The following is a 25,371-nucleotide window of genomic DNA, read 5'->3' on the forward strand; positions in this document are numbered from 1 at the left end:
CTAAATTTTAGCTAACTAAACAAAACTATCACTCTAGAATTAGAGTAAAATAACTACAAAAAACCTAAATTACTATGATCAATCACCAATAAACATACCAAAAGACTTGTAAGCTTTTTGGATAAAATCCAATCGTCCGCATTCGAAAAACACAAAACGAGAACCTAAAACAATAACCTATAAATCTTAGGTAGATTTAAACCAACGTGCTACCATTTAAAGAATTAACTATACGGCAATACCAATATTGAAAGAGAAAGTAAGTAATTTTAAAATTACTAACGAGAATTGGGGGGGGAGTTCTATTTGAATTTGCCAACTAGCAAATTTCCTACTGACATAGCAGTTGCCGTTGCTTCAGTTTTTGCCGTTGTAATGATGGTTATACCTTTACCTTCCTTTCTACTAGATGCTCTTATTGCTTTGAATATTACCATAACATTGGGTATATTTTTAACTACATTCTATGTCAGAAAACCTGCTGATTTCTTTGTGTTTCCATCAATACTCCTTATTGTAACTATATTCAGAATAGGTCTTAATATATCAACAACTAGGGCAATACTATCAAAAGGTGCTGGATTAGATGTTGAAATAATAAAGGCTTTTGGTAATTTTGTTGTTGGTAATAATGTAGTTATAGGCCTCGTTATATTCATAATCTTGGTTATAGTACAGTTAATAGTTATAACAAGGGGAGCTACAAGAGTATCCGAAGTTGCAGCAAGGTTTACACTAGATGCATTACCAGGCAAACAACTAAGCATAAACGAAGATTTAAACGCTGGACTCATAACCGAAGAAGAAGCCAAAAAACGTAGACAAGAACTGAGAATGGAAGCTGATTTCTACGGATCTATGGATGGTGCATCAAGATTTGTACAAGGCGATGCTATTGTATCGATAATAATAGTTTTTGTAAACATAATAGGTGGACTTGTTGTAGGTCTTGCATTCAGGGGAGAAGACATAAATACGGCAATAAGAAACTATATTTTGTTTGCAGTTGGTGACGGTATATCTACACAAATACCTGCTCTTCTTATGTCAACAGCAACAGGTATAATAGTAACAAGATCAGCCGCAGGTGAAGATTTCGGTAAAGATGTTGTCAAGCAACTAACTGTACAACCCAGAATACTATACATAACCGGAGGATTTCTCGTAGTCTTAGGTCTTTTACCAGGATTCCCTACAATACAACTTTTTGCCATTGGTGGAAGCCTTATATGGCTTGGAATACTTATGGAAAGAAAGATGAAAGAAAAAGAAGAGAAAGAAAAAATAGAAAAGGAAAAAGAGAAAAAAGAAAAACAAATTGAAACAATTGAAGAAGTATTATCAGTTGAACCTATGGAAATAGAGATAGGATATAACTTGATACCACTTGTAGATAAGGAGCAGGGAGGAGACCTAGTCGACAGAATAAAACTTATAAGGAAGAGAATAGGACAAGAACTAGGTGTACTAATACCACCAATAAGAATAAAAGATAACGTATCTCTTGATCCCAACGAATACCTTGTCAAGATAAAAGGTACTGAAATAAAAAGGTATAAGGTATACCCTGACAAACTCCTTGTAATAAACCCACCTAAAGATTTTAACATCCCTGGTGTAGATGTTAAAGAACCCGCTTTTGGACTACCCGCCAGGTGGATATCACCAGAAAACAAAAAACAAGCAGAAAGTCTTGGACTCGATGTTTTTGACTCTATATCTGTAGTCTCAACACATTTGACAGAAATAGTCAAAGAAAACGCTAGTGAGTTTATAGGAAGACAAGAAGTTAAATCTATACTAGATACTCTCAAAAACACTTACCCTGCTGTAATTGATTCTCTTGAACCTTCAAAGAACTTAAGTATAATACAAAAAGTACTTCAAAACTTACTTAGAGAAGGGGTATCTATAAGAAATATAATACCTATACTTGAATCGTTAGCAGACTCACTTGAATATACCAAAAACCCAGAAGTTATAACAGAAAATGTAAGACAATCAATCTCAAGACAATTTTTACCAAAGTACGCTGATAACACAAATACCATAAGTGTAATAATACTTGATCCAGAACTTGAAGATACTCTAGCAAGTTATACAAGAGAAACAGATACTGGATTTATATACTCTGTCCCCCCAAATCTTCTTAGGGATTTCTTGAATGTTCTATCTGAAAAGATTAAAAATATGATTGATAAAGGATTAACGCCTGTGGTTCTATGTTCAACTAGGATAAGAAGATTGATAAAAGAAATAACAGTAAGAACATATAGAAACCTCGTAGTATTATCATATAACGAGATAGTTCCCCCTTACAGTGTAGAACAATTTGACTACATATCATTAAATCTTACACCAGCAGGGGCTGAAACATGAACTATTTCAGTATAGAAGTAGAAAACATAGCAGACTTGAGGTCCAAGTTATATGAGGAAATGACAAAAAGAAATATATCACCAGATAGAGTAGTTATACTAACTAAAAGACCTATAAGGAAAAAGGGTTTTCTAGGAATAGGAAGTAAAACCGTATACCAGGTATGGATACAAGTTTTAGACCAAGATAATAATATCCAAAAAAATTTTGACACACTACAAAAACAAAATATACAACCTACACTACAAATACAACCAAATGATACTAGCTCTTTACTGCACAAAGAAATAGAGAATATAAAGAAAATGATACAAGAAGTAATGGTCGAAAATAAAAAAATAAAAGAAATAACATCCTCATATCTTAAGGCTAAAGAAACAAACTTCGAAATGATAAGAAAACAGATGTCTGAGAGAGATTTTCCCATAGGTTTTATTGAAAAAATAATAGAAAGAGTAGACAATGAACTTACAGAAGAAGAAAAGCAAAATTTCTACACAATATACGATAAAGTAAAATCAATAATAGCATCAAACATAAAAGTCGCTTCAACCGAACTTGTTATAGCTAAAAAACCCAAAATAGTGGTACTAGTAGGGCCAACAGGAGTAGGGAAAACTACGACAATAGTTAAACTTGCACTTCAGTGGGGTGCTTCAAAAGGTAAAAAGTTTGTATTCTTTTCTCTCGACAAGTACAAAGCAGGAGCTTCATTCCAATTAAAATCCTTTGCTGAAATATTCAAAGTAGCTATGAAGTCCATAAGAAATGAAGAAGAACTTAAAGAATCTCTTGACATTTTTGCAAATGATGTAGATATTATATTTGTTGATACAGCAGGCACTAGCCAAAAAGATACCCTTACGATAAACGACCTAAAAGAACATATAAAAGTTATGAAAAAGTACGATCTTTGGGTATCTTTGGTAATAAGTGCAGTAACAAAATACAAGGATATGATAGACATAATAAACAGGTACTCTTTGGTTGGGTATAACAATATAATACTTTCAAAAATAGATGAAACCAACACTCTAGGATCATCTATCGCAGCACTATACGAATCACAAGTACCTCTGTCTTTTGTAACTAATGGACAAAGAGTTGAAGCAGATATAACAACATTTAGACCCTTAGACTTAGTATATATGTCTCTCGATGAAAGGAGGAGCGTATGATTATAGAAGAACAACTAAAAGGTTTACAAAAAGCTCTCGGTGATACTACTCCACTTGAAAAACCTAAAATAATATCAGTAGCTAGTGGTAAAGGTGGTGTAGGTAAAACAAATATATCGATAAATCTAGGCATATTATACTCAAAAATGGGCAAGAAAGTCCTTGTTCTTGACGGAGATTTAGGATTAGGTAACGTAAACGTAGTACTCGGAATAATACCTAAATATACACTTTATCATGTCATGAAAGGTGGAATGCCTTTAAAAGATGTCATAATAAAAAACAACGAAATCGGCATAGATATAGTAGCAACAGGTTCTGGTTTTACACAGCTAGCAGAACTCGACGATGCAGAAAGAAAAAAGTTCATTGAAGAACTAAAAAATCTATCAGAATACGACATACTTATAATAGACACAGCAGCAGGTATAGGTAGAAATGTAATATCTTTTGTCTTAGCATCACATGAAGCTATAATAGTAACAACTCCAGAACCTACAGCAATAACTGATGCTTACGGTATAATAAAAGCAATATCAACAGAATCTTTAAAACTATCGTCAAACATAAAACTAATAGTAAACAGAGTGAAAAATCCATCTGAGGGAATAAAAATATCTGACAGGATATCAACAGTAGCAGGGCAATTCCTTGGAGTAAAGATAGAAAGCCTAGGTTTCATACCTGAAGATACTGTGGTAGAATTTGCTGTAAGAAGGCAACAACCATTCGTTTTGGCATTTCCCAACTCTCAAGCAACTATCCACCTAAAACATGTAGCCCAAAGACTCGAGAATATGAAAGTTAAAGACGAAGACAAAGGTTTAAATAGATTATTCAGAGTCCTCTTTGGAGGGTAAATTGTCTACAATCTTCATAAGATCATTAACTATCATTTGAGATTGGTTAATAATTTCTTTGAATAAATCTTTTGCTTTCTCTGGTCTTGTTTGCATTAGCTCAACTATTTCTCCACCTATCCTATGTAACATTTCATGAGGTTTCTCCAGATGTTTAAACTCAGGTAAATTAGAAAACTTCGACATACCTTCTGTATAATACCATTTACCTAACCTGCACTTAGTATGATCAAAAATAACAGATTCATCAATAGTAGCTCTACCATCTATAAACCCTTTCAAGCGACTAACCCATATAACATGATCAGCCAGGGATAAAGAAACGATAATTTTATCGTTTTTAATATTTATATTATTTGAAATATGTACTCTTATATCATCAAGAAACTCAGAAATATCCGAATGATTATTTTTCAAAGACACTAAATTGTTATTAATAACACCGTTAATCCTTACAACGAATTCTTCAAGTCTCCCCATAGCATCATTTATTTTGTAAGAAAAGGAATTTATACTCGACGATATAACCTCAGTACTATCAATTATATTTCTAAAATTATCTCTAGATTTGTTTGAAATACCCTCAATTTCTTTAGAATATGATTGTATAACTTTACCTTCTTCTAATACACTTTCAATAGATATGGTTATTGAATTTGATTTACCTTTTATACTTTGAAGTTTCTCATTCACAGACTTAGAAAACCTACTAACATTTTCAGATAGTTTTCTTATTTCATCTGCTATAACACTAAATCCTTTACCAACATCACCTACCTTTGAAGATTCTATAAGTGCATTCATAGACAATAGAAGTGTTTGTTCTGATATCTCTGAAATAGACTTCGAAAGATTTATCACATCATTTACTTCATTAAACATATCCTTGTTAATTTTAACCACCTCACCCGAGATTGAATAAAATCTTTCCCAAGATGCTTCAAGGTTGGTTGAAATCTCGTAAAATTTTTCAAAACTATCGTGCGACTTTATAGAAAAAGATAAAAATTCTGACAATTTCTGTGATAAAAATACAAATGAATTTGAAATATCACTTATCAAATCTAACAATTCCTTGATCTTGGTATTTATTTCTTTAGTATCTATATCAAGATAATAAATATCCTTACCACTGTTATAAACACTATACGACATCCTCACAATCACAGACAACAAGTAACTGACAATCTTTTGAATTTCTTTCCCAGTTTTATCCAATAAAGTATTTACTTCAGATATACTCGACTGAGCTTTATAATTCACTTCTCCATTACTAAGATGATACAAATAATCTTTCAAAACACTAATTGTTTTTTCTAGTTCATTCACATAACTCTCTAGTCTTTTTGTTTTATTTACATACCCAGAAATTAAACCAGATAATTCCGACAGAAAAGAATCCGATATGCTTACCTCTTTATCGTTTTTCAAAGAGCTTGAAATTACATCAATAGAAGTAGTAATAGATTTGAAAAGATAAATAAAATAAATTACACCACCAGCTACTAACAAAAATAGTATCCCTGTAGTTATAAGATACACAATATCGAAGATAAGATTACCCTTGGTAATCACATCAAAAAACGCTAATATATTCATAACAAGTGATAGAAAAGAAAAAATAATTACAAGGATACCAACAAATAATAAGTATCTCGTCATTTATTCCTCCAAACTAAAATAATTTGTAAATAAAAATATTATAGATTATCAAATTAAATACAGACCAAAAACCTTACTTATTCTAACAGTTGATTAGAAAATTTACTTATTTTCCTTTGTTAGTAGTAATCGTTTAATCAAAGAAAACATTCCCATTTATAAAGTCATAAAAATTTACTTATTCGTTTAACAGTTTTATCCCTTCCCAAAAGTTTCACAACCTGAATTAAACCTGGACTTACTTTTTTGTTAGTTAATGCTATTCTTAAAGGAGGACCAAACTGTTTGAGTTTTATACCATACTTTTCTGGAATACTCCTTATTATCATTTCTCCTTCTTCATCAGGCTTTGAAATTATATCATCTAAATTTTCAAGAAAATCTGCAAGTGATTTTCTAACATTCTCATTTATCATAGACTGTATATTAAACTCTTGATCAATATCAATATCATCTGTTGCGTATATCCTAGTCTCATTATAAAAATCCCTCAACGTATTTACCCTTGTTTTATATACTTCAAAAGCTTTGATTAGGAATTCATCTGACAAAGGTTCTTCTAAGCCGTTTTCCAACAAGAATATTTTGTAATACTTTAAAAACTTATCATACGATAACATTCTTATCTGCTCACTATTAACCCATAACATCTTTTGATCATCAAAAACAGCATTTGATTTGTTAAGACTACTAATATCAAATAGAGATACAAGTTCATCCATAGTGAAAATCTCCTTATCTCCATAAGACCACCCAAGTCTGGCTAGATAATTAATAATACCTTCAGGAATAAATCCCTCCTTACGATAGTATTCAATGTTAATAGAACCTTCTCTCTTTGAAAGCGGTGATTTATCTTTGTTTAGTATAAGCGGTAGATGAACAAACATAGGTATACCAAATCCAAGAGCCTGATAAACAAGTATTTGCTTTGCTGTATTTGTAATATGATCTTCACCTCTAACAACATGTGTTATTCTCATAAGGTAATCATCAATCACAACAGCAAAATTATAAGTTGGTGTACCATCTCCCTTTATTATAACAAAGTCATCTAAATCCGAGAAAGGAACCTTTACTCTCCCTTTGACAACATCCTCAAATTCAACATAATCAAAATTTCCTATATCAAATCTTATTACATAATTACTTTGTGGCTTTAATTTCCTATTCCTACAATGCCTATCGTATTTTATTCCAAATTTTGCATTAGGATTATTCTTTTGTCTTTCTTCTATCTGCTCTCGGGTACAAGTACAGTAATACGCTCTTCCCATATCAACCAATTTTTGTGCATACTCAAGATATATATCAAACCTCTCACTCTGAAAATACAACTCATCCCAATCTAGCCCAAGCCACTCTAAATCCCTCTTTATAGCATCTACGTATTCTTTTTTGGATCTTTGAAGATCAGTATCTTCTATTCTCAAGATAAAACTACCATTATTTTTCTTAGCATAAAGATAATTAAATATTGCAGTTCTAACATTACCAAGATGTAGTAAGCCTGTTGGACTAGGAGCAAATCTTAACCTAACCATATAAAATCCTCAAACCAACATAAATTCTTAACGAAAATAATATCTCAATTCAAAGTATACATCATCACATCAAAGTACCAACATTCCACTCACACCTTTTTTGACGAAACAACTATTTTAGCAAGCTTTATCTCAGATGGAGAAAAACCCATATCTATAAGTTTGTCTTCATCAAACTCAAGTGTTAAAAGTTTTCTCAATAGTTCTGCTCTTTTATCCAAGTCTAAATCCTCTAACTTTATTTTTTCAATTTCTTTCTCCAAAAGTTGTTTCTCATCCTTTATAGTGTTTGCTTCACTAATAAGCAAAGTTTCTCTAAACACAGGCGTATTTTCATTCTGCTCTCTAACAGTGTATTTTCGTAATTCTTTCTGTTTCGGAGCTGTTATCTTTTGAGAACTTAAACTTACTTTTCCAGTATCTCCTTTTGAGATCAATAGCTCATTTTGAAGCTCCTTTTTTAGTATTTCATATTTTTTGATAACCTCCGCATAATTCCTGGTTATAGTGTCAAGTTTGATTATTTTCTCATCAGCAAGTTTCAGTAAATTTTCCAGCTCTTTTATTTTTTCATCCATCACTACTATCTTTCTGTTTGATATCTTATTAAACTCAACTATCAACCCTTCTATTTCCCTCTTAACCTCTTCGGCAATACCTTTACCCTTGAGATTTTTAATCTCATCTCTTAATCTCGCATAAAAGAAAACCACAAGAAACAATAAAATAAGAAAAAGAACAAAAAGAACGAAATTCATACAATAATATCTATGTTATTACCCTCCCCATTTTCAACTATAATTTCAGTTTTTTCCTTACGAGATCCATTTTTACTATTTTGAAACTGATACTCCTTATTCTTGGCATTATCCTCTCCTAAATTTCTTCTCCTTATCTTTTCACCCTCTCGTGAGATTTCAACGACATCAGCAGTCCTATTCTGTTCAATTTCTGATTTTTCTTTCATCTGGATTTTTGCTTGACTTTGCAACGCCGAAGCATATGCAGGATTGTTTACCGAATTTTTCATAAGTAAATTATCAGCAAATATTACAGTCTTAACATCCAAAGGAGTATAGCTCATATTAAAATTATCGTAAAATAAACACCCATTGTCAACAATCAAAGTATAAAACTTTCCACCACTTGAAACATTCTTTACTCTAAAACTTCTTAGGATTCTTAATCTCATAAAACAGTATAAATTTCAAGATACATTACGATAATAATTTTATGGATCTCACCAAAAATTACTACGAAATTCTAGGCCTTAAGAAAAACGCAACAATAGATGAAATAAAGAAAAACTATAGAAAACTTGTTTTAAAATACCATCCTGACGTATCAAGAACAAAAGAAACCGAAAATATGTTTAGATTGATAAATGAAGCTTACTCCATATTATCAAACCCCCAATTGAGAGAAAAGTATGACAAAAAACTCTCCAAAAGCATAGACACAAATCAGTATGATTTATCACCCCTCATAAAGGTTATAGACAAGATAAAGGAGAATATAAATATAGTAGTAAAAAGTATCCAAAAAGTTTTCGACGATATATCATCAGACAAATTCTTAGAAAAGTTGTCAAACGAAGAACTTTTACAAAGGCTATACTTTTCAGACAACGAACTCATGAAAATAGCCGCACTGAAAGTAATAAAACAGAGGAAAAAGAAATCAGTAATACCCTATCTACTCGAAATCAAGGACAGAGAAAATATACCAATACACCTCAAAAACCAAATAGTCAACACTCTCAAAGAGTTAGGTTACAAAAACATCTAACCATAACCGTAAATACACATCATAAACACTTAATAACCATACCACGTAAAGTCAAAACTTTACAAACCGGCTTTCTTGACTAACCTATCTTTTTTGTTAAATTTCTAATAATAAGTTTATTTGGAGGTTTTTATGGCAGTTGAATCTAGGAAAATAGAAATTGGTTCTGTAATGCCACGATTTACTCTAAAAGATCCTTTTGGAAAGGAATACTCTTCTGAAAGTCTTATCGGAAGTAAAGGACTCTTAGTAGTTTTCACTTGTAATCATTGTCCTTACGCACAAGCAATATGGCCTCGGCTAATAAAGCTATCATACGATATCACAACTAAAGGTATAAATGTAGTAGCAATAAATCCAAACTCCGCCAACAAAGAATATCCTGATGATTCAGTTGATGAAATGATAAAAAGAATTAAAGATTGGCAAATACCCTTTCCCTACCTAGTCGACACAGATCAAAGTGTAGCAAAATCATACGGCGCTGAATGTACTCCTGACATATATCTTATAGATACAAATATGAGACTGTTTTATCATGGTAGATTTGATGACAATTGGAAAGATATAAATAGCGTAAAGAAAGAAGATCTCAAAGAAGCTTGCTATTTACTAATAGAAGGCAAAGAGCCCCCATCCGAACAGTACCCATCTATGGGATGCTCAATAAAATGGGTTTACTAAACATACAAAAATCTCATTTTAACTCAAAAAGCAAAAAACTCAATTCTACTCAACTACTTGTAGTATTTACATTAGAAATAATATCGTGTAGATGAAATTATTGATTTTTATAGTACCCAAGTTCTCTAGTACTTGAAGAAACTGGTAGAAAAACTTTGAAAATCGTTTCTCCTTCTCTAGAAGAAAAGTCAATAAAACCCTTGTGAAGTTTTATTATTCTATAAACTATACTCAAACCAAGTCCAGTTCCATTGTCTTTTGTAGTAAAAAATGGTTCAAAAATTCTATGCTTAACTTCATCAGGTATACCTTTACCATTATCTTTAACCTCAACTACAACAAAATCTCCCTCAATTCTACTCACAAAGTATGTTTTGATCGAAATCAAACCATTAGGATTGTCAATTGATTCTATCGAATTTTTTATCAGATTAATAAAAACCTGTTTTATCAAGTCTTTATCACACAAAATCATCGGAATCCCTTCATCCAAACTCATTTCAATAGATATCTTTTTACTTCTAATTTCAGGAAGTAAAAGTTCAACTATACCTTCCACTATCTTGTTTACGTTTTCATACTTTTCTTTATACTTATATGGTCTTAATGAAAACATAACATTATTGACTATTTCATTCAACCTCTCTATTTCAGAAAGTATAATATCAATTTCGTTAATTATGTAATCGACTTTTAAATCTCTTTTTTCAATCAACTTTTTTATTATCTTTGTATGTAGATATATTGAAGAAAGAGGATTTTTTATCTCGTGCGCAACCCCTGAAACTATATTTGACAAAGATTTAACAACTTCATCTTGAAATTTATCAATATTATCTACAAACTCATAAGTCTTATCAAAAACCATTACGAAAAATTCCTGAAAATCCAAAGTTGAACATTCTATCCTAAAAAACCGTTCTTTCAAAACTCCACCTATCACATCATCTCTTAAGTTTAGAGGTATATCAATACTAGTGCATTCAACATTCTCCTTTAGAAGCTTACTAATAAGACCATCTAAAACCTCACCAAAAGCATCATTTAAATAAACTTCATTACCCTCCTTGGACAATATACCCCATTTTAGAGTAAATTCATTATAAAATAAAACTTTTTTGTTTCTGCTAACTATTAATATAGACCACTTAACACCATAGTTTAAAAGTTCCAATATCCTTACTCTTTCGTAATAAAGAGTCTCAAGCAACTTGGATATAGTCGATACAGGTACCCTTTCTATTCTTTCTATTGTATTCTTAAGAATCTGCGATAGTTCGTCTTTCATTAAACATACTCAGATAAAGATATAGATTTTATCTGAAATTCTTCTTCTGCTCCTTTTATACTTATCTGGACAACATCACCAACTTCCTTATCCATGAGTTTTACACCTAGAGGAGATCTATAGGATATTATATTCTTCTCAATATTTGCATCCTTGTCACCGAGTATATGATAAACAATTTCTTCTCCTGTCTTTTTGGATTTAAGCACAACTTTTGTCCCAACATCAACATAATTTTTAGAAACAGCATCAGGATTTATAATCTTGTATTCAGAAAGTTCCTTAGCTAACTGTTCTGCTAATGCTTTGAGCTCTTCTTCTTTCTCAACTAATTCAGCAGAATGAGACGCAGATAACATCTTGGAAACTTTAGGTAACTCTTCATTGAGTATTCTATTGTACTCTTCTCTTATCTTTTCGTATGTTGATCTAGTGATCATAAACGGACTTCTTCTATCTCTCGTATCTTCCATATATTTAAGATCTGGATACTTATAATAGAGCTTTTGTCTTAGATTTGAAAGCTCCCTAGGCTCAAGAAGCTCAAACTCTTGAATGTATGATAGTATTAAGAAAGCAGTGTCTTTTCCTGATTCAATTATAACCTTTCCAACATCATTATAGTTACTAAAAACCTCTTTTGCCATCATATATATTCTTTTTGATATACCCTTTTCTCCTCTTTCTTCAAAACTATATTGTATAGACGAAAGTATGTTTGCAACAGTTAGCAATATATTAACTTTATCCACTTGCAGTAATTTAAAAACATCTTCATACTCTTTTTGAAACACTATTTTAGCAAACCACATAAACTTAGAGTAAACTACAAATCTGTTGGAAGATGGATTATTAGCACTCTCTAGTATCGTCGAAACTATTTTTTTAATCGCATCTATCTTATCATAACTTACAAGTTCAGACATAATGTAGTTATTCAATCTAACAGCCTCAACTGACAATACAACCTTCACGAATACATCGTCCCAATTTTCTAATATAGTCCTAATGGTGCTTAAAAAGCTCTTCTTAACTTCGTTTATTTCAGCTACTTTTAAAAACTCTACCACACTATTCTCATCCATACTTCTCATTGTATGTAAAACCTTCTCCTTCACCTCTTGAGGTGTTCCTGAATACTTCAACGAAAGCAATATACCAGCTTCAACTATCTCAAACTTGTTTGAAGAATTGTTTACAACATTCAGAAGAAACTCAACTATGGGCTGAGCTTGCGGGACATCAAGAGTATCCGATTGTTGAAGGAAGTTATAAATAAACTTCATTTGCTCACTAAATGTTTTTAGAGTGTTTAAGGTTTCCTTTATATCTTCTTCAACTTTACCTTCGCCAAGGTAAACATAAGTATTCCTACTTTCAGGAGACACAACTACGTTAACTTCACTCAAAGAGTGTTTTACAGAATTCCAAAACTGATTAACATCAGATTCTGGCATCAATCCTGCTAAAACTTCCTTTATATCTTTTACATTCCCTTTACCACCTAAAGACACTAAAACCATCTTTATAACTTCAGGTGATTTAGACTTTATCAACTTGTCAAGCTCCTCTTTTTTGTATTCTTTCCACACCCTCACATCATCTTGAGATAAAACATCAAGAGAGTAAAATGCTATGTTACTAAACATCCTATGTCCTTGTTTCTTAACAAAGTCAATTACAAGCCACTCATCTTGAACATCCGAGATTACTCCAACTCCAAAAGTTTTGTGATAGACATAGACACCTATATCAAACCTAAGTTTCTTTTCCAACTCATTTAGCTTATCAATTATTTCACTGTAATTAACCCTTATATTTGAATGTAATCTTCTTCGCATAAATTCGGAAAACTCATTAAAGTACTTTGGAAGTAATGAGTGATTGGGATATAAGGATTCATAAACTTCCCTTAAATCATTTCTGACACCCGCATCATTTGGAGTACATCTCGAAATAACAAACTTAAGAACTTCAAGAGCTTTGTCATAAGATTCCTTCTTCTTGAAATGTATAGCAAACTTGTGTAACAATTTACCTATTTTCTCATGAGATACAAGGTCAAGAAGCCGCAAGGAAATATTCAAAACATACTTATGATCAAGGAGTGAGTGAAAAGACAAAATCTTTTCAAATACAGAAGCAACAGATGATGAATTTTTAGACTGTATAAACCTCTCTAATGCTATCTTATAGTAATAAAGTGCTTTCTGAACATTGCCTTCTTCTTCATAATACTCTGCTAAAGATTTAGGAGTATAAGCATCTTTAGGATCAACTCTTACAAGCCTTTCCTTTATGTCTACAAGCTCATCATTTCTATTCTCGTTTCTATAATACTCCTCAAGAAGTTTAAGAGCATATTTCTCCTCTCTGTAGGACAATATTTTTTCAGCTATAAAAACAGAAATAGACAATTTTCTATGCTCACTAAACTTCAACAAAACTTCCGGCATATAGTAGGTATCAATCGATCCCTTTTTCAGTAAAATCAAACCTATGGTGTAAATCGCAAAAATACTATTAGTATTCTCTAGATAGTATTCTTCACAGATTTTCTGCAATTCAAGTTCTTCACCAGCAGATATTGCACTATCAACTATATTCTCAATCCTTACAAAATCCTTTCTAGAGTAATCATCAAGAGAGTGCTTTGATATCTTCTCTTCATTAAAAAGTTTAGTCATTTCTTCTTTGTAATCAGTTTTTGCTACAGCCATTTATATACCCCCAATTTAAGTTTATTGTAAATGTTTGGAGAAAATTTCTGAAGTATTTTACCAACACTTTTTGCTAATTCATAATCTCCTACTTGCAATAAATAGTAATCAATAAGCCAGATATAACTATTTATAAGCCTAGGTTCAATCACATTCTTCCATTTCCTATTTTCATTATATCCCTTCTCCATAACTTGAACCCTATTAAGTATCATATTAACTTCTTCTTCCGAAAGTTCCCTCCTTATGTCAAATATATTTTCTATGACTCCATATATAGGTATCCACTCATTTACTTCCTCTCCCCTATAACCATTATCCATAACTATTTTTGATAGTTTCTTAACTATCATCGATTTCATATCAGATAAATCAATCCTTTGAGGATCCCAAAAAAACGCCTCCCTAAAAAACAATTTAGCAGCTTCAATATCTCTTATTTCAAAATAAGCGTCGGCAAGGTTTGCCAAGACTGACGAATCATACATATCGTAATTCCTTACATTTTCAAGAAGCTCAATGCACTTATCAGTCTCTCCTATCTCTCTATAACATCTACTGATCTTTATCATTAAATCAACATCTATAACATTATTAGATGTTGCGCTAATATTATCAATAATCGTTTCATAATATTTCAACGCAAGTGAAAATATGTAATATCTTACAGACTCGACTATTTCAGTAAACTTGCCACAGTTATTTGAATTTATCCAGTTAACAGTGTTCTTCCATTCTGTTACTAAATTATCCGCTATTGTGTGATAATCACCAGAATTTTTAATTCTATTAACTTTAGATAAAATATGTTTTATAACTTTAATTCCACACTCAGATTCTTCATCAAAATTATTTCTCAACATATTCTCAAATGCCTTGAGAGCTTCAGTTATTTTACCAGACTTTATTAAACTATAAACTAATGTATCATTCATCTAATGTAAATTATATACAAATACAAACAAATCTTTCATCTGTAACCATTCTACAATTCTCTCAAAACTCTAACTAAAGTAAGTGAAAAAACTGACTTTGGATTTAATTCCCTTATCAACTCGGCAGATGCATTTATAGTACTACCCGTAGTAAAAACATCATCAACAATCAATACATTTTTGCCTGATAAATCAACTAAATTCCTCAAATAAAATCTTTTCTTAACTAAACTAGCTCTCTCATCTTTTGAAAGTTTTTTTTGCTCCTTTTGAAAAAGTTTCCTACCCAACAAACTAATGTACCTCTTTCCATTAGCTTTAGCTATAGGTAAAAATATCATCTTAACAAAATCAAAACCTCTTTCAACAACAGACTTAATAGATGTCGGAACAGGAATAATTATATCAATATTAACCATGAATAATTCATCAACATTAATACGACCTATCTTGTAATTTAATACCTGTACCAAATGCTTTTGGCCACTAAACTTTATCTGATGCACTATATCTTTTAATAGTCCTTTGTAAACAAATAATGATATATTTCTATCAACAAAAATCCTGTTACTTTCACAAAAACTACACTTTCTGCTAGAATCTGGTAATCCACACACTCTACATGAAAGATTTGAATCTATCAGCGTTATATTAGATAAGCACTCCGTACATATACCAAAAGATAACTCCTTGTATGATAACTCATCACCACAGTTTACACAATAAGCATCCAAGAGTATTCTCATCTATTTAATATCCTTTTAGTACCTTTTACATTCATTGTAAATTCTAATTCTTGTCTATCATCACTTGAGTAACCAATAAATAAACCTTGTATGGTATTTTTTAACGTAATCCAGTACATATTTGATTTTGTAAAGTCCTCTAAAAATTTAACCTTACTCACAGTTACAGAAAGATTTGTGCTAGCATTACTCTTTACTAAAAGATCTTTGAATATATAAACAAAAACTCTATTTTCATTGTCTTGATTTATATAACTAGGAGTAGAAGTATATATTACAACCTTACTTTCATTAGAAACACCGCTAAGAGACCAAACTAATGTTAATTTTGTGTCATATTCAGTTTGGTTAGTTATCTTAAAGTTAAAACGAACTTCATTTATAGACACTCCTTCAAGATTATCTCCAATCCCAAACGAACTTTCAGCCCAAAACTCCGTACCATAAACACCTGTTAGTCGTATTTCGTTTGAGTATGGGCCTAACTCTATTTCAAATGGAATTTCAGCTAAAGAACACCCACTGAAAACTAATATTGTAGAAACACCTACAACAAACATCCAATTTTTCATATAATCTAACCTCACAAAAATAATATAAATTTAAAAAACAAAGTTTCAAACAAAACCCTTAATGTATAAATATATAGAAACTCCAAACTCATATACACCAATCCATTCCAAAAAAGAGCAATTTTAAGAAAACTCTAATTGACTGACAAATCAAACCATATTTATAATAACGGCAAAACAAAGGAGGATATCTATGGCTGACATTTTTGAAAAGGTAAAGGACCTTATAGTTGACCAATTGGGTGTCGATGCATCTAAAGTCACACTAGAAGCATCGTTTGTCGAAGATTTAGGTGCTGACTCAATTGACATAGTCGAACTTATCATGTCTCTTGAGGAAGAGTTCGGTATAACCATTTCAGATGAGGATGCTCAGAAAATCAGAACAGTAGGAGACGCAGTAGAATATATCAAATCTCACACAAAGTAATCTATAATATCTAAAACGGGGGCTTCAAGCCCCTATCAATACTATGACACCTGAAGGATTTATTGAAGCAATACTATTCGTATCAGGTAAAAAAATAAAGAAGTCTTTTTTAGATGATCTTCTCAAAAAAACTTTTGGGCTAGCAGATATTGAAGTAACAATAAACTCACTTAACCAAAGATACGCTTCTTCAAACTCTGGGTTAAGAGTTTTCTCAACAGATGAGCACGTAGAAATGGTAACATCTGAGGAATACTATGAAATCCTGAAAGATATCTTCCCACAACAAGAAGAAGACGATCTTACAGAACCTCTTCTAGAAACTCTAACAATAATAGCATATAAACAGCCCATCGAAAAAACAGAAATCGATAAAATAAGAGGCGTAGCATCAGGTAGAGCGATATCTATCTTGATTGAAAAAGGTTTTGTAAAACCTATTAAAAATTCTAATATATCAGATAAAATTAGTTACATAACAACTGACAAGTTCCTAAATTACTTTGGGCTAAAAAGTCTTAATGATTTACCAGATATTGAATCTATCAAATCATCTGTTAACAAGTAATTCTTTTTCTGCCAGCCTTAGTACATTTTTTGATATACCCTCTGCATCCATTTCATAATCCTTGAAAAGTTCATCTCTAGATCCAAGACCTGGAAAAACATCAGGTACTCCTATATTTTCAAACTTACCTTTAAACCCACTCTTGTAAAGCTCTAAACCTATCGTTTCACCTATACCACCAGACTTAATACCATCTTCAACTGTTACAACCACTTTTGCCTTAGAGGAAATATACTTTATCATTTCCTTATCAAGTGGTTTTATAAAAACTAAGTCAACTACTCCTACATCAAATCCTTTCTGAATTAAGATATTTCTTGCTTCAATAGCATACTTTAGCATATGTCCCACCGAAATTATAAATATACCATCAGAATCATAAATTAACCTGCTTTTCCCAAACTCCAACTTCGTATTACCCATCAAAATATCATCCGAATTATACTTATCTTTTGGATATCTTATTACAACCGGAGATTTTATAGATATACTGAATTCTAACATTCTCTCCAAATCTTTACCTGTTGAAGGTGCCATTATCACAAAATTGGGTAACTGCTTTAGGAAAGATATATCAAACACACCTTGATGTGTTTCTCCATCATTACCAACCACACCTGCTCTATCAACCGCAAATATAACTTGCTTTCCAAATATTGACACATCATGTATAACTTGATCGTATGCCCTCTGTAAAAACGTTGAATATATAGCATAAACAGGTATAGCATTAGCAATACTAATACCCAAAGAAAATGTACATCCGTGTTGTTCCGCTATTGCTACATCATAGAATCTGTTAGGGAATCTTTTGGCAAATTCAATTAATCCTGACCCTTCTCTCATAGCAGGTGTGATACAAACCAAACTACTGTACTTTTCTCCTAATTCAACTATTTTTCTTGAAAAAACCTCTGTGTAAGTTCCTACTTGTTTCTGCACTTCATCAGAAACACCAACTTTTGGATCAAATACAGGTACTGAATGATATTTGACAGGATCTTCTTCAGCAAATTTATATCCCCTACCCTTTTGAGTCAACACATGAAGTAGAACAGGTTTATCCGTTTTATCCCTTATATATTCAAAAACATCAACAAGTTCTACTACATCATGTCCATCAAACGGCCCAAGATACCTAACACCTAATATGTCAAACATCATACTCTTAGGTAAGAAAAAAGATTTAACTGATTCAAAAAATCTATAAGAAATGTTTTTTATAAAACTTCCATTCAAAGATATATGCTTTCTTATAATATCAGAAGTTTTAGTCATTATAAGTTTATTGAACAAATGAGTTACAGCACCTACATTAGGTGATATACTCATTCCATTGTCATTAAAAACTATAATAACATTACTCCTATAGTAACCTATATTATTAAGTGCCTCATAGGCCATACCTGCAGTCATTGCTCCATCACCTATTACAGCAATAACATTCTCATTACTTTTGTTCAACACTTTATTCCCCTCAGCTATACCTTGAGCTATCGAAAGTGAAGTACTACTATGTCCCGCATGAACTATATCATATTCACTTTCTGAAGGTTTTAGATATCCGTAAAGTCCTCTATATTTTCTAAGCTCACCAAAACGATTTTTCCTACCTGTCAATATCTTGTGCACATAAGCTTGATGCCCAACATCCCATACAATCTTATCCCTTGGCATATCAAATACATAGTGTAAAGCAACCGAAAGTTCAACTACTCCCAAACTAGGTGCAAAATGACCACCTGTCTTCGAAACATTTTCTATAAGAAATTGCCTAATCTCTTCACAGAGTAACGGAAGATCAGATTTACTACATTTCTTAAGATCAGACGGATAGTTAATATTCTCGAGTACTTTATACATACTCACTCTCCACAAGTACTTTTATACTAGTTAAATGTAAAAAAAAACCTCAAAAATTTCAAACAAAACTAGTAGTAAAGACCAGCAGATAACAACCTCAAAAATACAAATTAGCAAAAAGTTGTACAAATAAGGAGGATGTAACCTCCTTTTATTGTTTAATCAAGATTTCTTAAGACTTTAGTTCTTTATATTCTCTGACAATTTCTGAAAGCCCAGGCTTTGCATCCGCAAACAACATAAGTGTGTTATCATTTATAAATAGAGGATTAGGTATTCCAGCAAAACCTGGTGCCAAACTTCTTTTTACTACAATAACTGTTTTTGCTTTGTCAACGTCCAGTATAGGCATACCATATATAGGTGTATCTTTAGCGTCTCTAGCCATAGGATTAACAACATCATTCGCACCAACAACTATGGCAACATCTGTATCAGGTAACATTTCGTTTGATTCTTCCATGGTTTTGAGCTTATCATAAGGTATATCAACTTCAGCAAGTAATACATTCATATGACCAGGCATTCTACCAGCAACAGGATGTATAGCAAAGTAAACTTCTTTACCATCCTTTGTAAGCTCATTGTACAAATCTCTTACAACACTTTGCGCTTGTGCTACAGCAAGTCCATATCCCGGTACAATTGCAATAGTATTAGCGCTTTCTAAAATCATAGCAACTTCTTCTGGTGTAGTGGATTTTACTTTTCCTTGATAAAAAGATTTATCATCTTGAACTTTGGACATTTCTGGCGGAGTTATATTACCCAGAAGTATTCCATAGAAATCTCTATTCATAGATTTTGCCATAATTCTTGTAAGTATAAGCCCAGAAGCACCTACTAATGCACCTACCATTATAAGTCCATGATTCAAGAACACAAATCCAAGCGTACCTGCAGATAAACCAGCATAGGATATGAACAAAGATATAACAACAGGCATATCTGCTCCACCAACTGCAAGAGTTAGAGACAAACCTAAAAGCGAAGCAAGTATTAAAATACCAAACATATACGTCAGATTATCAGGATACAAAGTTAAAAGAACCCCAAAAACTATTATGCCAATAAGTAACGTAAGATTTACAAAATTCTTAGCAGGCAAAACTATAGGTCTTTCAGTTATAAGTTTTTGTAGTTTCGCAAACGCAACCATACTACCCCAGAATGTTATAGTTCCAACAAACATATCAAGAGCAACAGCTCCATGAAAATACATTGATTTGGTAGCTTGATCAAAAGGTAACTTTTCTACGTTTGGTGGTAATTTGCCTTTAAGAAACTCAACTATAGCAACTAAAGCAGAAACTCCTCCTCCAAAACCATTAAGAATAGCAACAAACTGTGGTATTGCTCTCATATCAACAAGATAAGCAGACAAAACTCCAACAATAGAAGCTAATATACCCGCAATTATTATAAGTTCATATGAAACTATTCCTTTGTATAAAAGGGTAGCAACAACAGCAACTGTCATTCCAAAAGCACTTAGCCAATTACCTTTTCTAGCAGTTCTAGCTGATGTCAATAACTTTAAACCAAAAATAAAGAATAAAACTGTAAATAGATAAAAAACCGTTTGATATTCAGTAGCGATGTTTCTTATGAAATCCATACATTACCTCCTACTTCTTCTTTTTATCACCCCTAAACATAGCAAGCATTCTATCTGCTATAAAGTATCCACCAACAACATTAACAGTACCCATAACTAGCGCTATAACAGAAAGTACTGTTGTAAGAAGCGTTGTAGCAGTACCTGTTACCTCTATAGCACTAACAACCATTATAGAAGCCATCGCATGAGAAGCAACAACTAAAGGTGTGTGTAGAATAGGGGGAACTTTTGTAATAACTTCAAAACCAATAATCAAAGCCAAAACAAACAAAATCACCGCAGCAATAATAGGATCCATAAATTACCTCCTTATCCTAATGCTTTTTTAACAAGAGGATTGACAATCTCACCATCTTTAGTAACAAGAGTACCTGAAATTATCTCATCACTGGTGTCTATACTAAGGTTACCATCCTTTATCAAAAGAGACAAGAAATTTTTTATATTGTTTGAATACATCTGACTAGCATGAACTGGAACAGTACTAGGTAAATTAACAAGGCCCGCTATTTTTACACCATTATAATCATATATCTCTCCAGGCTTAGTCAATTCGCAATTACCTCCTTTCTCTGCTGCTAGATCTATTATCACGCTACCTTTCTTCATTCTTTCAACCATTTCTTTAGTAATAAGTATAGGTGCTTTTTTACCTGGTACTGAAGCAGTTGAAATAACAACATCACTGTACTCTAGTACTTTCATCATCATTTCTCTTTGTTTTTGATAAAATTCTTCGGATAACGCTTTAGCATATCCTGATTTATCGCTAGCTTCTTTAGTCTCAAGTCCAAGCTCAATAAATTTACCTCCAACGCTTTGTACTTGTTCTTTAACCTCAGGTCTAACATCATATGCTTCAACAACTGCTCCAAGTCTTTTCGCAGTAGCAATAGCCTGAAGTCCCGCAACTCCAGCACCTATTACAAAAACTTTCGCTGCCATTAGATTACCAGCTGCCGTCATAAACATAGGGAAAACTTTAGGTAAAAGCTCAGATGCAATCAAAACAGCTTTATACCCTGCAATAGTAGCCATAGAACTCAATACATCCATACTTTGAGCTCTGGTTATCCTAGGTATAAGCTCCAAAGAAAAAGAAATAACTCCTTGTTCAGCAAACATCTTAGCAACTTCAGGATTAGCAAGAGGCTCCGTCATGCCAATAACAATAGTATCTTTCTTCATTTTTTTTATATCCTGAATATTATTGGTATCCGAACCAGGAGCTCTAACATATGTAATAATATTCGCGTTGTTTAGTATATCTTCTCTACTAACTAACTTAGTTCCAGCATTTTCATACTCTTGGTCTAAGTAATACGCACCTTCCCCTGCTCCCCTCTCAACCCAAACTTCTAATCCTAATTTCTTCAAAGAAGGAATAACAGATGGTATAACAGAAACCCTCCTCTCACCTGGAAATGTCTCCTTCACTACACCTAAAATCATAAATATACTCCCTTACAGTATTTTTATGTTAAGTATAAATAAGTAAAACAAATTTTGTAAAATTGTTTTAATTATTAGAATACTAACTAGATGAATTTCTCAAATATTATTTTTTAAAATTTGTAATCCAAGTGAGGAACTACTATGAATTACGATTTTTCAACAATAGAAAAGAAGTGGCAAGAAAAGTGGCACAAATCAGGTGTTTTTAAATCTATCATAGACAAAAACAGAAAAAAATACTACGTTCTTGTGATGTTTCCATACCCTTCAGGTAAAATACATATGGGACACGTAAGAAATTATACGATAGGAGACGTTGTCGCTAGGTACAAAAAAATGAAAGGATACAATATACTACATCCTATGGGATGGGATGCTTTTGGATTACCTGCAGAAAATGCTGCTATAAGTAAAGGAGTCCATCCAGCTGAATGGACGTATTCAAACATAGAGACAATGAAATCACAGCTAAAAAAATTAGGTTTTGCTTACGATTGGGATAGAGAAATAACAACTTGCGATCCTGAATACTATAAATGGAATCAATGGTTCTTCCTAAAAATGTATGAAAAAGGGCTTGTATACAGAAAATCTGCTCCTGTCAATTGGTGTCCAAATTGTAATACGGTACTAGCAAATGAACAAGTTATAGAAGGCAAATGTTGGAGATGTGGAACTGAAGTTGAAATAAGAAATATTGAACAGTGGTTTATAAAGATTACTGAATATGCTGACAGACTACTCGAAGACCACAAAAAACTCGGCAAATGGCCTGAGAAAGTAATACTAATGCAAAAAAATTGGATTGGTAAAAGTTTTGGAGTGGTAGTTAACTTCAAACTTGACGATGGAAGAGACTTTCCAATTTTCACAACAAGACCTGATACAATATACGGTGTTACATACATGGCTATCTCACCAGAACACCCCCTAGTCGACGAAATCATAAAAGAAAATCCTAGTATTGAAAGTGAAGTAAAGCGAATGAGAAAAGAAGATTACAAACTAAGGACATCAGAAGAGTATGAAAAAGAAGGTGTTTTCACAGGAAGATATATTATCAATCCTCTAACTCAAGATAAAGTACCCCTTTGGATTGCAAATTTTGTGCTCATGGAATATGGAACAGGTGCAATAATGTGTGTACCAGCACATGATGAAAGAGACTTTAAATTCGCAAAGAAATACAACTTACCTATAAAAGTAGTAATCCAACCCGAAAACAAAACATTAGATCCTACAACAATGGAATCAGCATACACAGAAGAAGGTATAATGGTAAATTCTGGAGAGTTTTCAGGGATGAAAAGCAGTAAAGCTATAATGAAAATCATAGAATATATTGAGGCTAAATCACTAGGCAATAGAAAATACAACTACAAAATAAAAGATTGGCTCATATCTAGACAAAGATATTGGGGAACTCCTATACCTTTCGTAAAATGTAAAAAATGTGGCTATGTACCAGTACCTTATGAAGAATTACCAGTAATACTACCAAGAGATGTTGAATTTACTGGTAGAGGTAATCCTCTCGAAACAAACGAAAAATTTCTACATACAACGTGCCCAAAATGTAAATCAGAAGCAATAAGAGAAACAGATACCATGGATACCTTCTTCGACTCAAGTTGGTATTATGCAAGATATACTTCACCAAAGAATGACAAAGAACCATTTGGCAAAGAAGAAAGCAATTATTGGCTAGATGTTGATCAATACATAGGCGGAGTAGAACACGCTATACTACACTTGTTATATGCTAGATTTTTCCATAAGTTTATGAAAGATTTAGGGCTAGTTCAAAGTGATGAACCATTTACCAACCTACTCACCCAAGGTATGGTAAACAAAAAATGGGTAAGCATATCAATGCTACTGGATTACTTAGGAATTTCCGAGCAAAGTACAGTAAAAGATCTATTATCTTTTTTAAGTTTAAAACTGCAAATAAATTCTCCTTCACTAAATGACAACAAAACAATTAGCAAAGTCATGGAAGAAAACCATCTTACACTTGCTAGTAACATATCACTATTTTTCAACGCAATCGGTGGTGAATGGAATGAGGTTATCAGAAAGTTAGAAGAAACAATTGGAGAATCTGCAAAAATGTCAAAATCAAAACACAATACTGTTGATCCGGATGAAATGATAGAAAAATATGGAGCAGATGCAGTTAGACTGTTTATACTTTTCGCCGCACCACCAGAGAAAGATATGGATTGGAGTGATGAAGGTATAGAAGGAGCATATAGATTCCTAAACAGAGTTTGGAGACTCGTTATAAACAACTTAGATTCTATTAAAACCTCAAAATCAATGGACTACCAAAATATAAACCTTTCATCTCTTACAAAAAAATCAAAGGATTTAATAACCAAAATAAACAGAACTATTAAAAAAGTAGGAGATGATTTAGAAAGAGATTTCAGTTTTAATACTGCAATATCGTCACTCATGGAGCTTACAAATGCTTTGTATTCATTCTCCGCCGAAAATGAGATTGAAAAAATGATTTTTAGAGAAGGAATTGAAAAGTTACTTATTCTACTTAACATATTCACTCCTCACATAGCAGAAGAACTATGGAGTATAATAGGACATGAAGAAATGCTATGCTCTAAGGAATGGCCCGAGTACGATAGTAGATTCCTGTCTTACGATACCATCGAAGTAGTATTCCAGATAAACGGAAAAGTAAAAGCCAAAGCAGAAGTTTCAACCAACATAACTGACGAAGAACTAAAAAGAATTGCTCTAGAAAACGAAGCTATCAAAAATTCACTAAAAACAGAACCTAAAAAAATTATAGTCGTACCTAAAAAACTTGTCAACATAGTAGTTTAATTTACTCCAAAGGATATGTAACAGCATCAGAAAAACATTTTACCCTTATATTTGTCCCTTGAGAATACTAGAGTTAGATAATATATTAAAAAATAAAAAACTTGAAGAAACAACTGTTACTTACCTATAAATGACTATACTAGGAAATGAAGAAAAACTATATTGTATACACACCTATTATACAACTAGAAGTCTCCTAATTTGACCCATTGTTCTAAAATTCTTATA

21 protein-coding genes are annotated in these 25,371 nt (G+C 32.2%); 8 read left to right on the top strand and 13 right to left on the bottom strand.

Annotated elements, in window-relative coordinates; translation table 11 throughout:
- The first annotated feature begins 306 nt into the window (after window positions 1–306).
- Genes flhA through N2712_02290 form a run of 3 tightly spaced genes read left to right on the top strand, consistent with a single transcriptional unit; the run spans window position 307 to window position 4,417 of the window.
- Window positions 307–2,379 (top strand): flagellar biosynthesis protein FlhA, encoded by a 2,073-nt coding sequence (gene flhA, locus N2712_02280; GenBank protein MCX8028801.1) that lies wholly within the window; start codon window positions 307–309, stop codon window positions 2,377–2,379.
- Window positions 2,376–3,557: an AAA family ATPase gene (locus tag N2712_02285; protein ID MCX8028802.1), complete on the top strand. Its 1,182-nt coding sequence runs from the start codon at window positions 2,376–2,378 to the stop codon at window positions 3,555–3,557. The genes flhA and N2712_02285 overlap by 4 nt, the downstream gene beginning before the upstream one ends.
- On the top strand, window positions 3,554–4,417 hold the full coding sequence (locus tag N2712_02290; GenBank protein MCX8028803.1) for a MinD/ParA family protein: 864 nt from the start codon (window positions 3,554–3,556) through the stop codon (window positions 4,415–4,417). The genes N2712_02285 and N2712_02290 overlap by 4 nt, the downstream gene beginning before the upstream one ends.
- Here the strand turns inward: N2712_02290 and N2712_02295 are convergent.
- The 4 genes from N2712_02295 to N2712_02310 all read right to left on the bottom strand — a co-directional run bounded on the left by N2712_02295 (window position 4,391) and on the right by N2712_02310 (window position 8,815).
- A complete protein-coding gene (locus N2712_02295) occupies window positions 4,391–6,079 on the bottom strand; it encodes a methyl-accepting chemotaxis protein (protein MCX8028804.1) in 1,689 nt (562 codons plus the stop codon). The genes N2712_02290 and N2712_02295 overlap by 27 nt on opposite strands.
- 164 nt (window positions 6,080–6,243) lie before the next feature.
- Window positions 6,244–7,623 carry a glutamate--tRNA ligase gene (gene gltX, locus N2712_02300; protein ID MCX8028805.1) on the bottom strand — a complete coding sequence of 460 codons (1,380 nt, stop codon included), beginning with the start codon at window positions 7,621–7,623 and terminating at the stop codon, window positions 6,244–6,246.
- Between the two features lie 89 nt (window positions 7,624–7,712).
- A complete protein-coding gene (locus N2712_02305) occupies window positions 7,713–8,381 on the bottom strand; it encodes a hypothetical protein (GenBank protein ID MCX8028806.1) in 669 nt (222 codons plus the stop codon).
- Window positions 8,378–8,815, bottom strand: a complete 438-nt coding sequence (locus N2712_02310) for a hypothetical protein (protein ID MCX8028807.1) — start codon at window positions 8,813–8,815, stop codon at window positions 8,378–8,380. The genes N2712_02305 and N2712_02310 overlap by 4 nt, the downstream gene beginning before the upstream one ends.
- Window positions 8,816–8,856: 41 nt before the next feature.
- Between N2712_02310 and N2712_02315 the strand changes: the two genes are divergently transcribed.
- Window positions 8,857–9,411 (top strand): DnaJ domain-containing protein, encoded by a 555-nt coding sequence (locus N2712_02315; protein MCX8028808.1) that lies wholly within the window; start codon window positions 8,857–8,859, stop codon window positions 9,409–9,411.
- A 132-nt stretch (window positions 9,412–9,543) separates the two neighbouring features.
- Complete coding sequence (locus N2712_02320) at window positions 9,544–10,095, top strand: thioredoxin family protein (protein ID MCX8028809.1); 552 nt, start codon at window positions 9,544–9,546, stop codon at window positions 10,093–10,095.
- Between the two features lie 97 nt (window positions 10,096–10,192).
- Here N2712_02320 and N2712_02325 read toward each other — a convergent pair whose 3' ends face one another.
- Genes N2712_02325 through N2712_02345 form a run of 5 tightly spaced genes read right to left on the bottom strand, consistent with a single transcriptional unit; the run spans window position 10,193 to window position 16,356 of the window.
- On the bottom strand, window positions 10,193–11,383 hold the full coding sequence (locus N2712_02325; GenBank protein MCX8028810.1) for an ATP-binding protein: 1,191 nt from the start codon (window positions 11,381–11,383) through the stop codon (window positions 10,193–10,195).
- Complete coding sequence (locus N2712_02330; GenBank protein ID MCX8028811.1) at window positions 11,383–14,103, bottom strand: GreA/GreB family elongation factor; 2,721 nt, start codon at window positions 14,101–14,103, stop codon at window positions 11,383–11,385. The genes N2712_02325 and N2712_02330 overlap by 1 nt, the downstream gene beginning before the upstream one ends.
- The gene (locus N2712_02335; protein MCX8028812.1) at window positions 14,094–15,038 is read right to left on the bottom strand and encodes a tetratricopeptide repeat protein; all 945 of its coding nucleotides are present in this window, start codon (window positions 15,036–15,038) and stop codon (window positions 14,094–14,096) included. The genes N2712_02330 and N2712_02335 overlap by 10 nt, the downstream gene beginning before the upstream one ends.
- A gap of 50 nt (window positions 15,039–15,088) precedes the next feature.
- The gene (locus N2712_02340; protein MCX8028813.1) at window positions 15,089–15,784 is read right to left on the bottom strand and encodes a phosphoribosyltransferase family protein; all 696 of its coding nucleotides are present in this window, start codon (window positions 15,782–15,784) and stop codon (window positions 15,089–15,091) included.
- Window positions 15,781–16,356, bottom strand: coding sequence for a hypothetical protein (locus N2712_02345; protein ID MCX8028814.1), 576 nt, complete (start codon window positions 16,354–16,356; stop codon window positions 15,781–15,783). The genes N2712_02340 and N2712_02345 overlap by 4 nt, the downstream gene beginning before the upstream one ends.
- Window positions 16,357–16,549: 193 nt before the next feature.
- On the opposite strand from N2712_02345, the gene acpP reads away from it, so the two are divergent.
- Both acpP and scpB read left to right on the top strand, forming a co-directional pair.
- On the top strand, window positions 16,550–16,786 hold the full coding sequence (gene acpP, locus N2712_02350) for an acyl carrier protein (protein ID MCX8028815.1): 237 nt from the start codon (window positions 16,550–16,552) through the stop codon (window positions 16,784–16,786).
- A 43-nt stretch (window positions 16,787–16,829) separates the two neighbouring features.
- On the top strand, window positions 16,830–17,354 hold the full coding sequence (gene scpB, locus N2712_02355) for an SMC-Scp complex subunit ScpB (protein ID MCX8028816.1): 525 nt from the start codon (window positions 16,830–16,832) through the stop codon (window positions 17,352–17,354).
- Here scpB and dxs read toward each other — a convergent pair.
- The 4 genes from dxs to N2712_02375 form a co-directional block, all read right to left on the bottom strand.
- Window positions 17,337–19,217, bottom strand: coding sequence for a 1-deoxy-D-xylulose-5-phosphate synthase (gene dxs / locus N2712_02360; protein ID MCX8028817.1), 1,881 nt, complete (start codon window positions 19,215–19,217; stop codon window positions 17,337–17,339). The two genes, scpB and dxs, sit on opposite strands and share 18 nt — an antisense overlap.
- A 172-nt stretch (window positions 19,218–19,389) precedes the next feature.
- Window positions 19,390–20,835, bottom strand: coding sequence for an NAD(P)(+) transhydrogenase (Re/Si-specific) subunit beta (locus N2712_02365; protein ID MCX8028818.1), 1,446 nt, complete (start codon window positions 20,833–20,835; stop codon window positions 19,390–19,392).
- A 10-nt stretch (window positions 20,836–20,845) separates the two neighbouring features.
- Window positions 20,846–21,136: an NAD(P) transhydrogenase subunit alpha gene (locus tag N2712_02370; protein ID MCX8028819.1), complete on the bottom strand. Its 291-nt coding sequence runs from the start codon at window positions 21,134–21,136 to the stop codon at window positions 20,846–20,848.
- Window positions 21,137–21,147: 11 nt separating this feature from the next.
- Window positions 21,148–22,290: a Re/Si-specific NAD(P)(+) transhydrogenase subunit alpha gene (locus N2712_02375; protein MCX8028820.1), complete on the bottom strand. Its 1,143-nt coding sequence runs from the start codon at window positions 22,288–22,290 to the stop codon at window positions 21,148–21,150.
- Window positions 22,291–22,434: 144 nt separating this feature from the next.
- On the opposite strand from N2712_02375, the gene leuS reads away from it, so the two are divergent.
- Window positions 22,435–25,143: a leucine--tRNA ligase gene (gene leuS / locus N2712_02380; GenBank protein ID MCX8028821.1), complete on the top strand. Its 2,709-nt coding sequence runs from the start codon at window positions 22,435–22,437 to the stop codon at window positions 25,141–25,143.
- The last annotated feature ends 228 nt before the right edge of the window (window positions 25,144–25,371 follow it).

The sequence above is a fragment of the Brevinematales bacterium genome (assembly GCA_026415355.1).
GTDB lineage: Bacteria > Spirochaetota > Brevinematia > DTOW01 > DTOW01 > SKYB106.

What these genes read in the sequence shown, in the direction of transcription:
- N2712_02375 (MCX8028820.1), bottom strand. Translation starts at nt 22,290, where the DNA reads ATGATTTTAGGTGTAGTGAAGGAGACATTTCCAGGTGAGAGGAGGGTT.
- N2712_02345 (MCX8028814.1), bottom strand. Translation starts at nt 16,356, where the DNA reads ATGAAAAATTGGATGTTTGTTGTAGGTGTTTCTACAATATTAGTTTTC.
- dxs (MCX8028817.1), bottom strand. Translation starts at nt 19,217, where the DNA reads ATGTATAAAGTACTCGAGAATATTAACTATCCGTCTGATCTTAAGAAA.
- N2712_02310 (MCX8028807.1), bottom strand. Translation starts at nt 8,815, where the DNA reads ATGAGATTAAGAATCCTAAGAAGTTTTAGAGTAAAGAATGTTTCAAGT.
- N2712_02335 (MCX8028812.1), bottom strand. Translation starts at nt 15,038, where the DNA reads ATGAATGATACATTAGTTTATAGTTTAATAAAGTCTGGTAAAATAACT.
- scpB (MCX8028816.1), top strand. Translation starts at nt 16,830, where the DNA reads ATGACACCTGAAGGATTTATTGAAGCAATACTATTCGTATCAGGTAAA.
- N2712_02285 (MCX8028802.1), top strand. Translation starts at nt 2,376, where the DNA reads ATGAACTATTTCAGTATAGAAGTAGAAAACATAGCAGACTTGAGGTCC.
- N2712_02340 (MCX8028813.1), bottom strand. Translation starts at nt 15,784, where the DNA reads ATGAGAATACTCTTGGATGCTTATTGTGTAAACTGTGGTGATGAGTTA.
- N2712_02290 (MCX8028803.1), top strand. Translation starts at nt 3,554, where the DNA reads ATGATTATAGAAGAACAACTAAAAGGTTTACAAAAAGCTCTCGGTGAT.
- N2712_02320 (MCX8028809.1), top strand. Translation starts at nt 9,544, where the DNA reads ATGGCAGTTGAATCTAGGAAAATAGAAATTGGTTCTGTAATGCCACGA.
- acpP (MCX8028815.1), top strand. Translation starts at nt 16,550, where the DNA reads ATGGCTGACATTTTTGAAAAGGTAAAGGACCTTATAGTTGACCAATTG.
- N2712_02370 (MCX8028819.1), bottom strand. Translation starts at nt 21,136, where the DNA reads ATGGATCCTATTATTGCTGCGGTGATTTTGTTTGTTTTGGCTTTGATT.
- N2712_02305 (MCX8028806.1), bottom strand. Translation starts at nt 8,381, where the DNA reads ATGAATTTCGTTCTTTTTGTTCTTTTTCTTATTTTATTGTTTCTTGTG.
- N2712_02330 (MCX8028811.1), bottom strand. Translation starts at nt 14,103, where the DNA reads ATGGCTGTAGCAAAAACTGATTACAAAGAAGAAATGACTAAACTTTTT.
- N2712_02365 (MCX8028818.1), bottom strand. Translation starts at nt 20,835, where the DNA reads ATGGATTTCATAAGAAACATCGCTACTGAATATCAAACGGTTTTTTAT.
- N2712_02315 (MCX8028808.1), top strand. Translation starts at nt 8,857, where the DNA reads ATGGATCTCACCAAAAATTACTACGAAATTCTAGGCCTTAAGAAAAAC.
- leuS (MCX8028821.1), top strand. Translation starts at nt 22,435, where the DNA reads ATGAATTACGATTTTTCAACAATAGAAAAGAAGTGGCAAGAAAAGTGG.
- N2712_02295 (MCX8028804.1), bottom strand. Translation starts at nt 6,079, where the DNA reads ATGACGAGATACTTATTATTTGTTGGTATCCTTGTAATTATTTTTTCT.
- N2712_02325 (MCX8028810.1), bottom strand. Translation starts at nt 11,383, where the DNA reads ATGAAAGACGAACTATCGCAGATTCTTAAGAATACAATAGAAAGAATA.
- gltX (MCX8028805.1), bottom strand. Translation starts at nt 7,623, where the DNA reads ATGGTTAGGTTAAGATTTGCTCCTAGTCCAACAGGCTTACTACATCTT.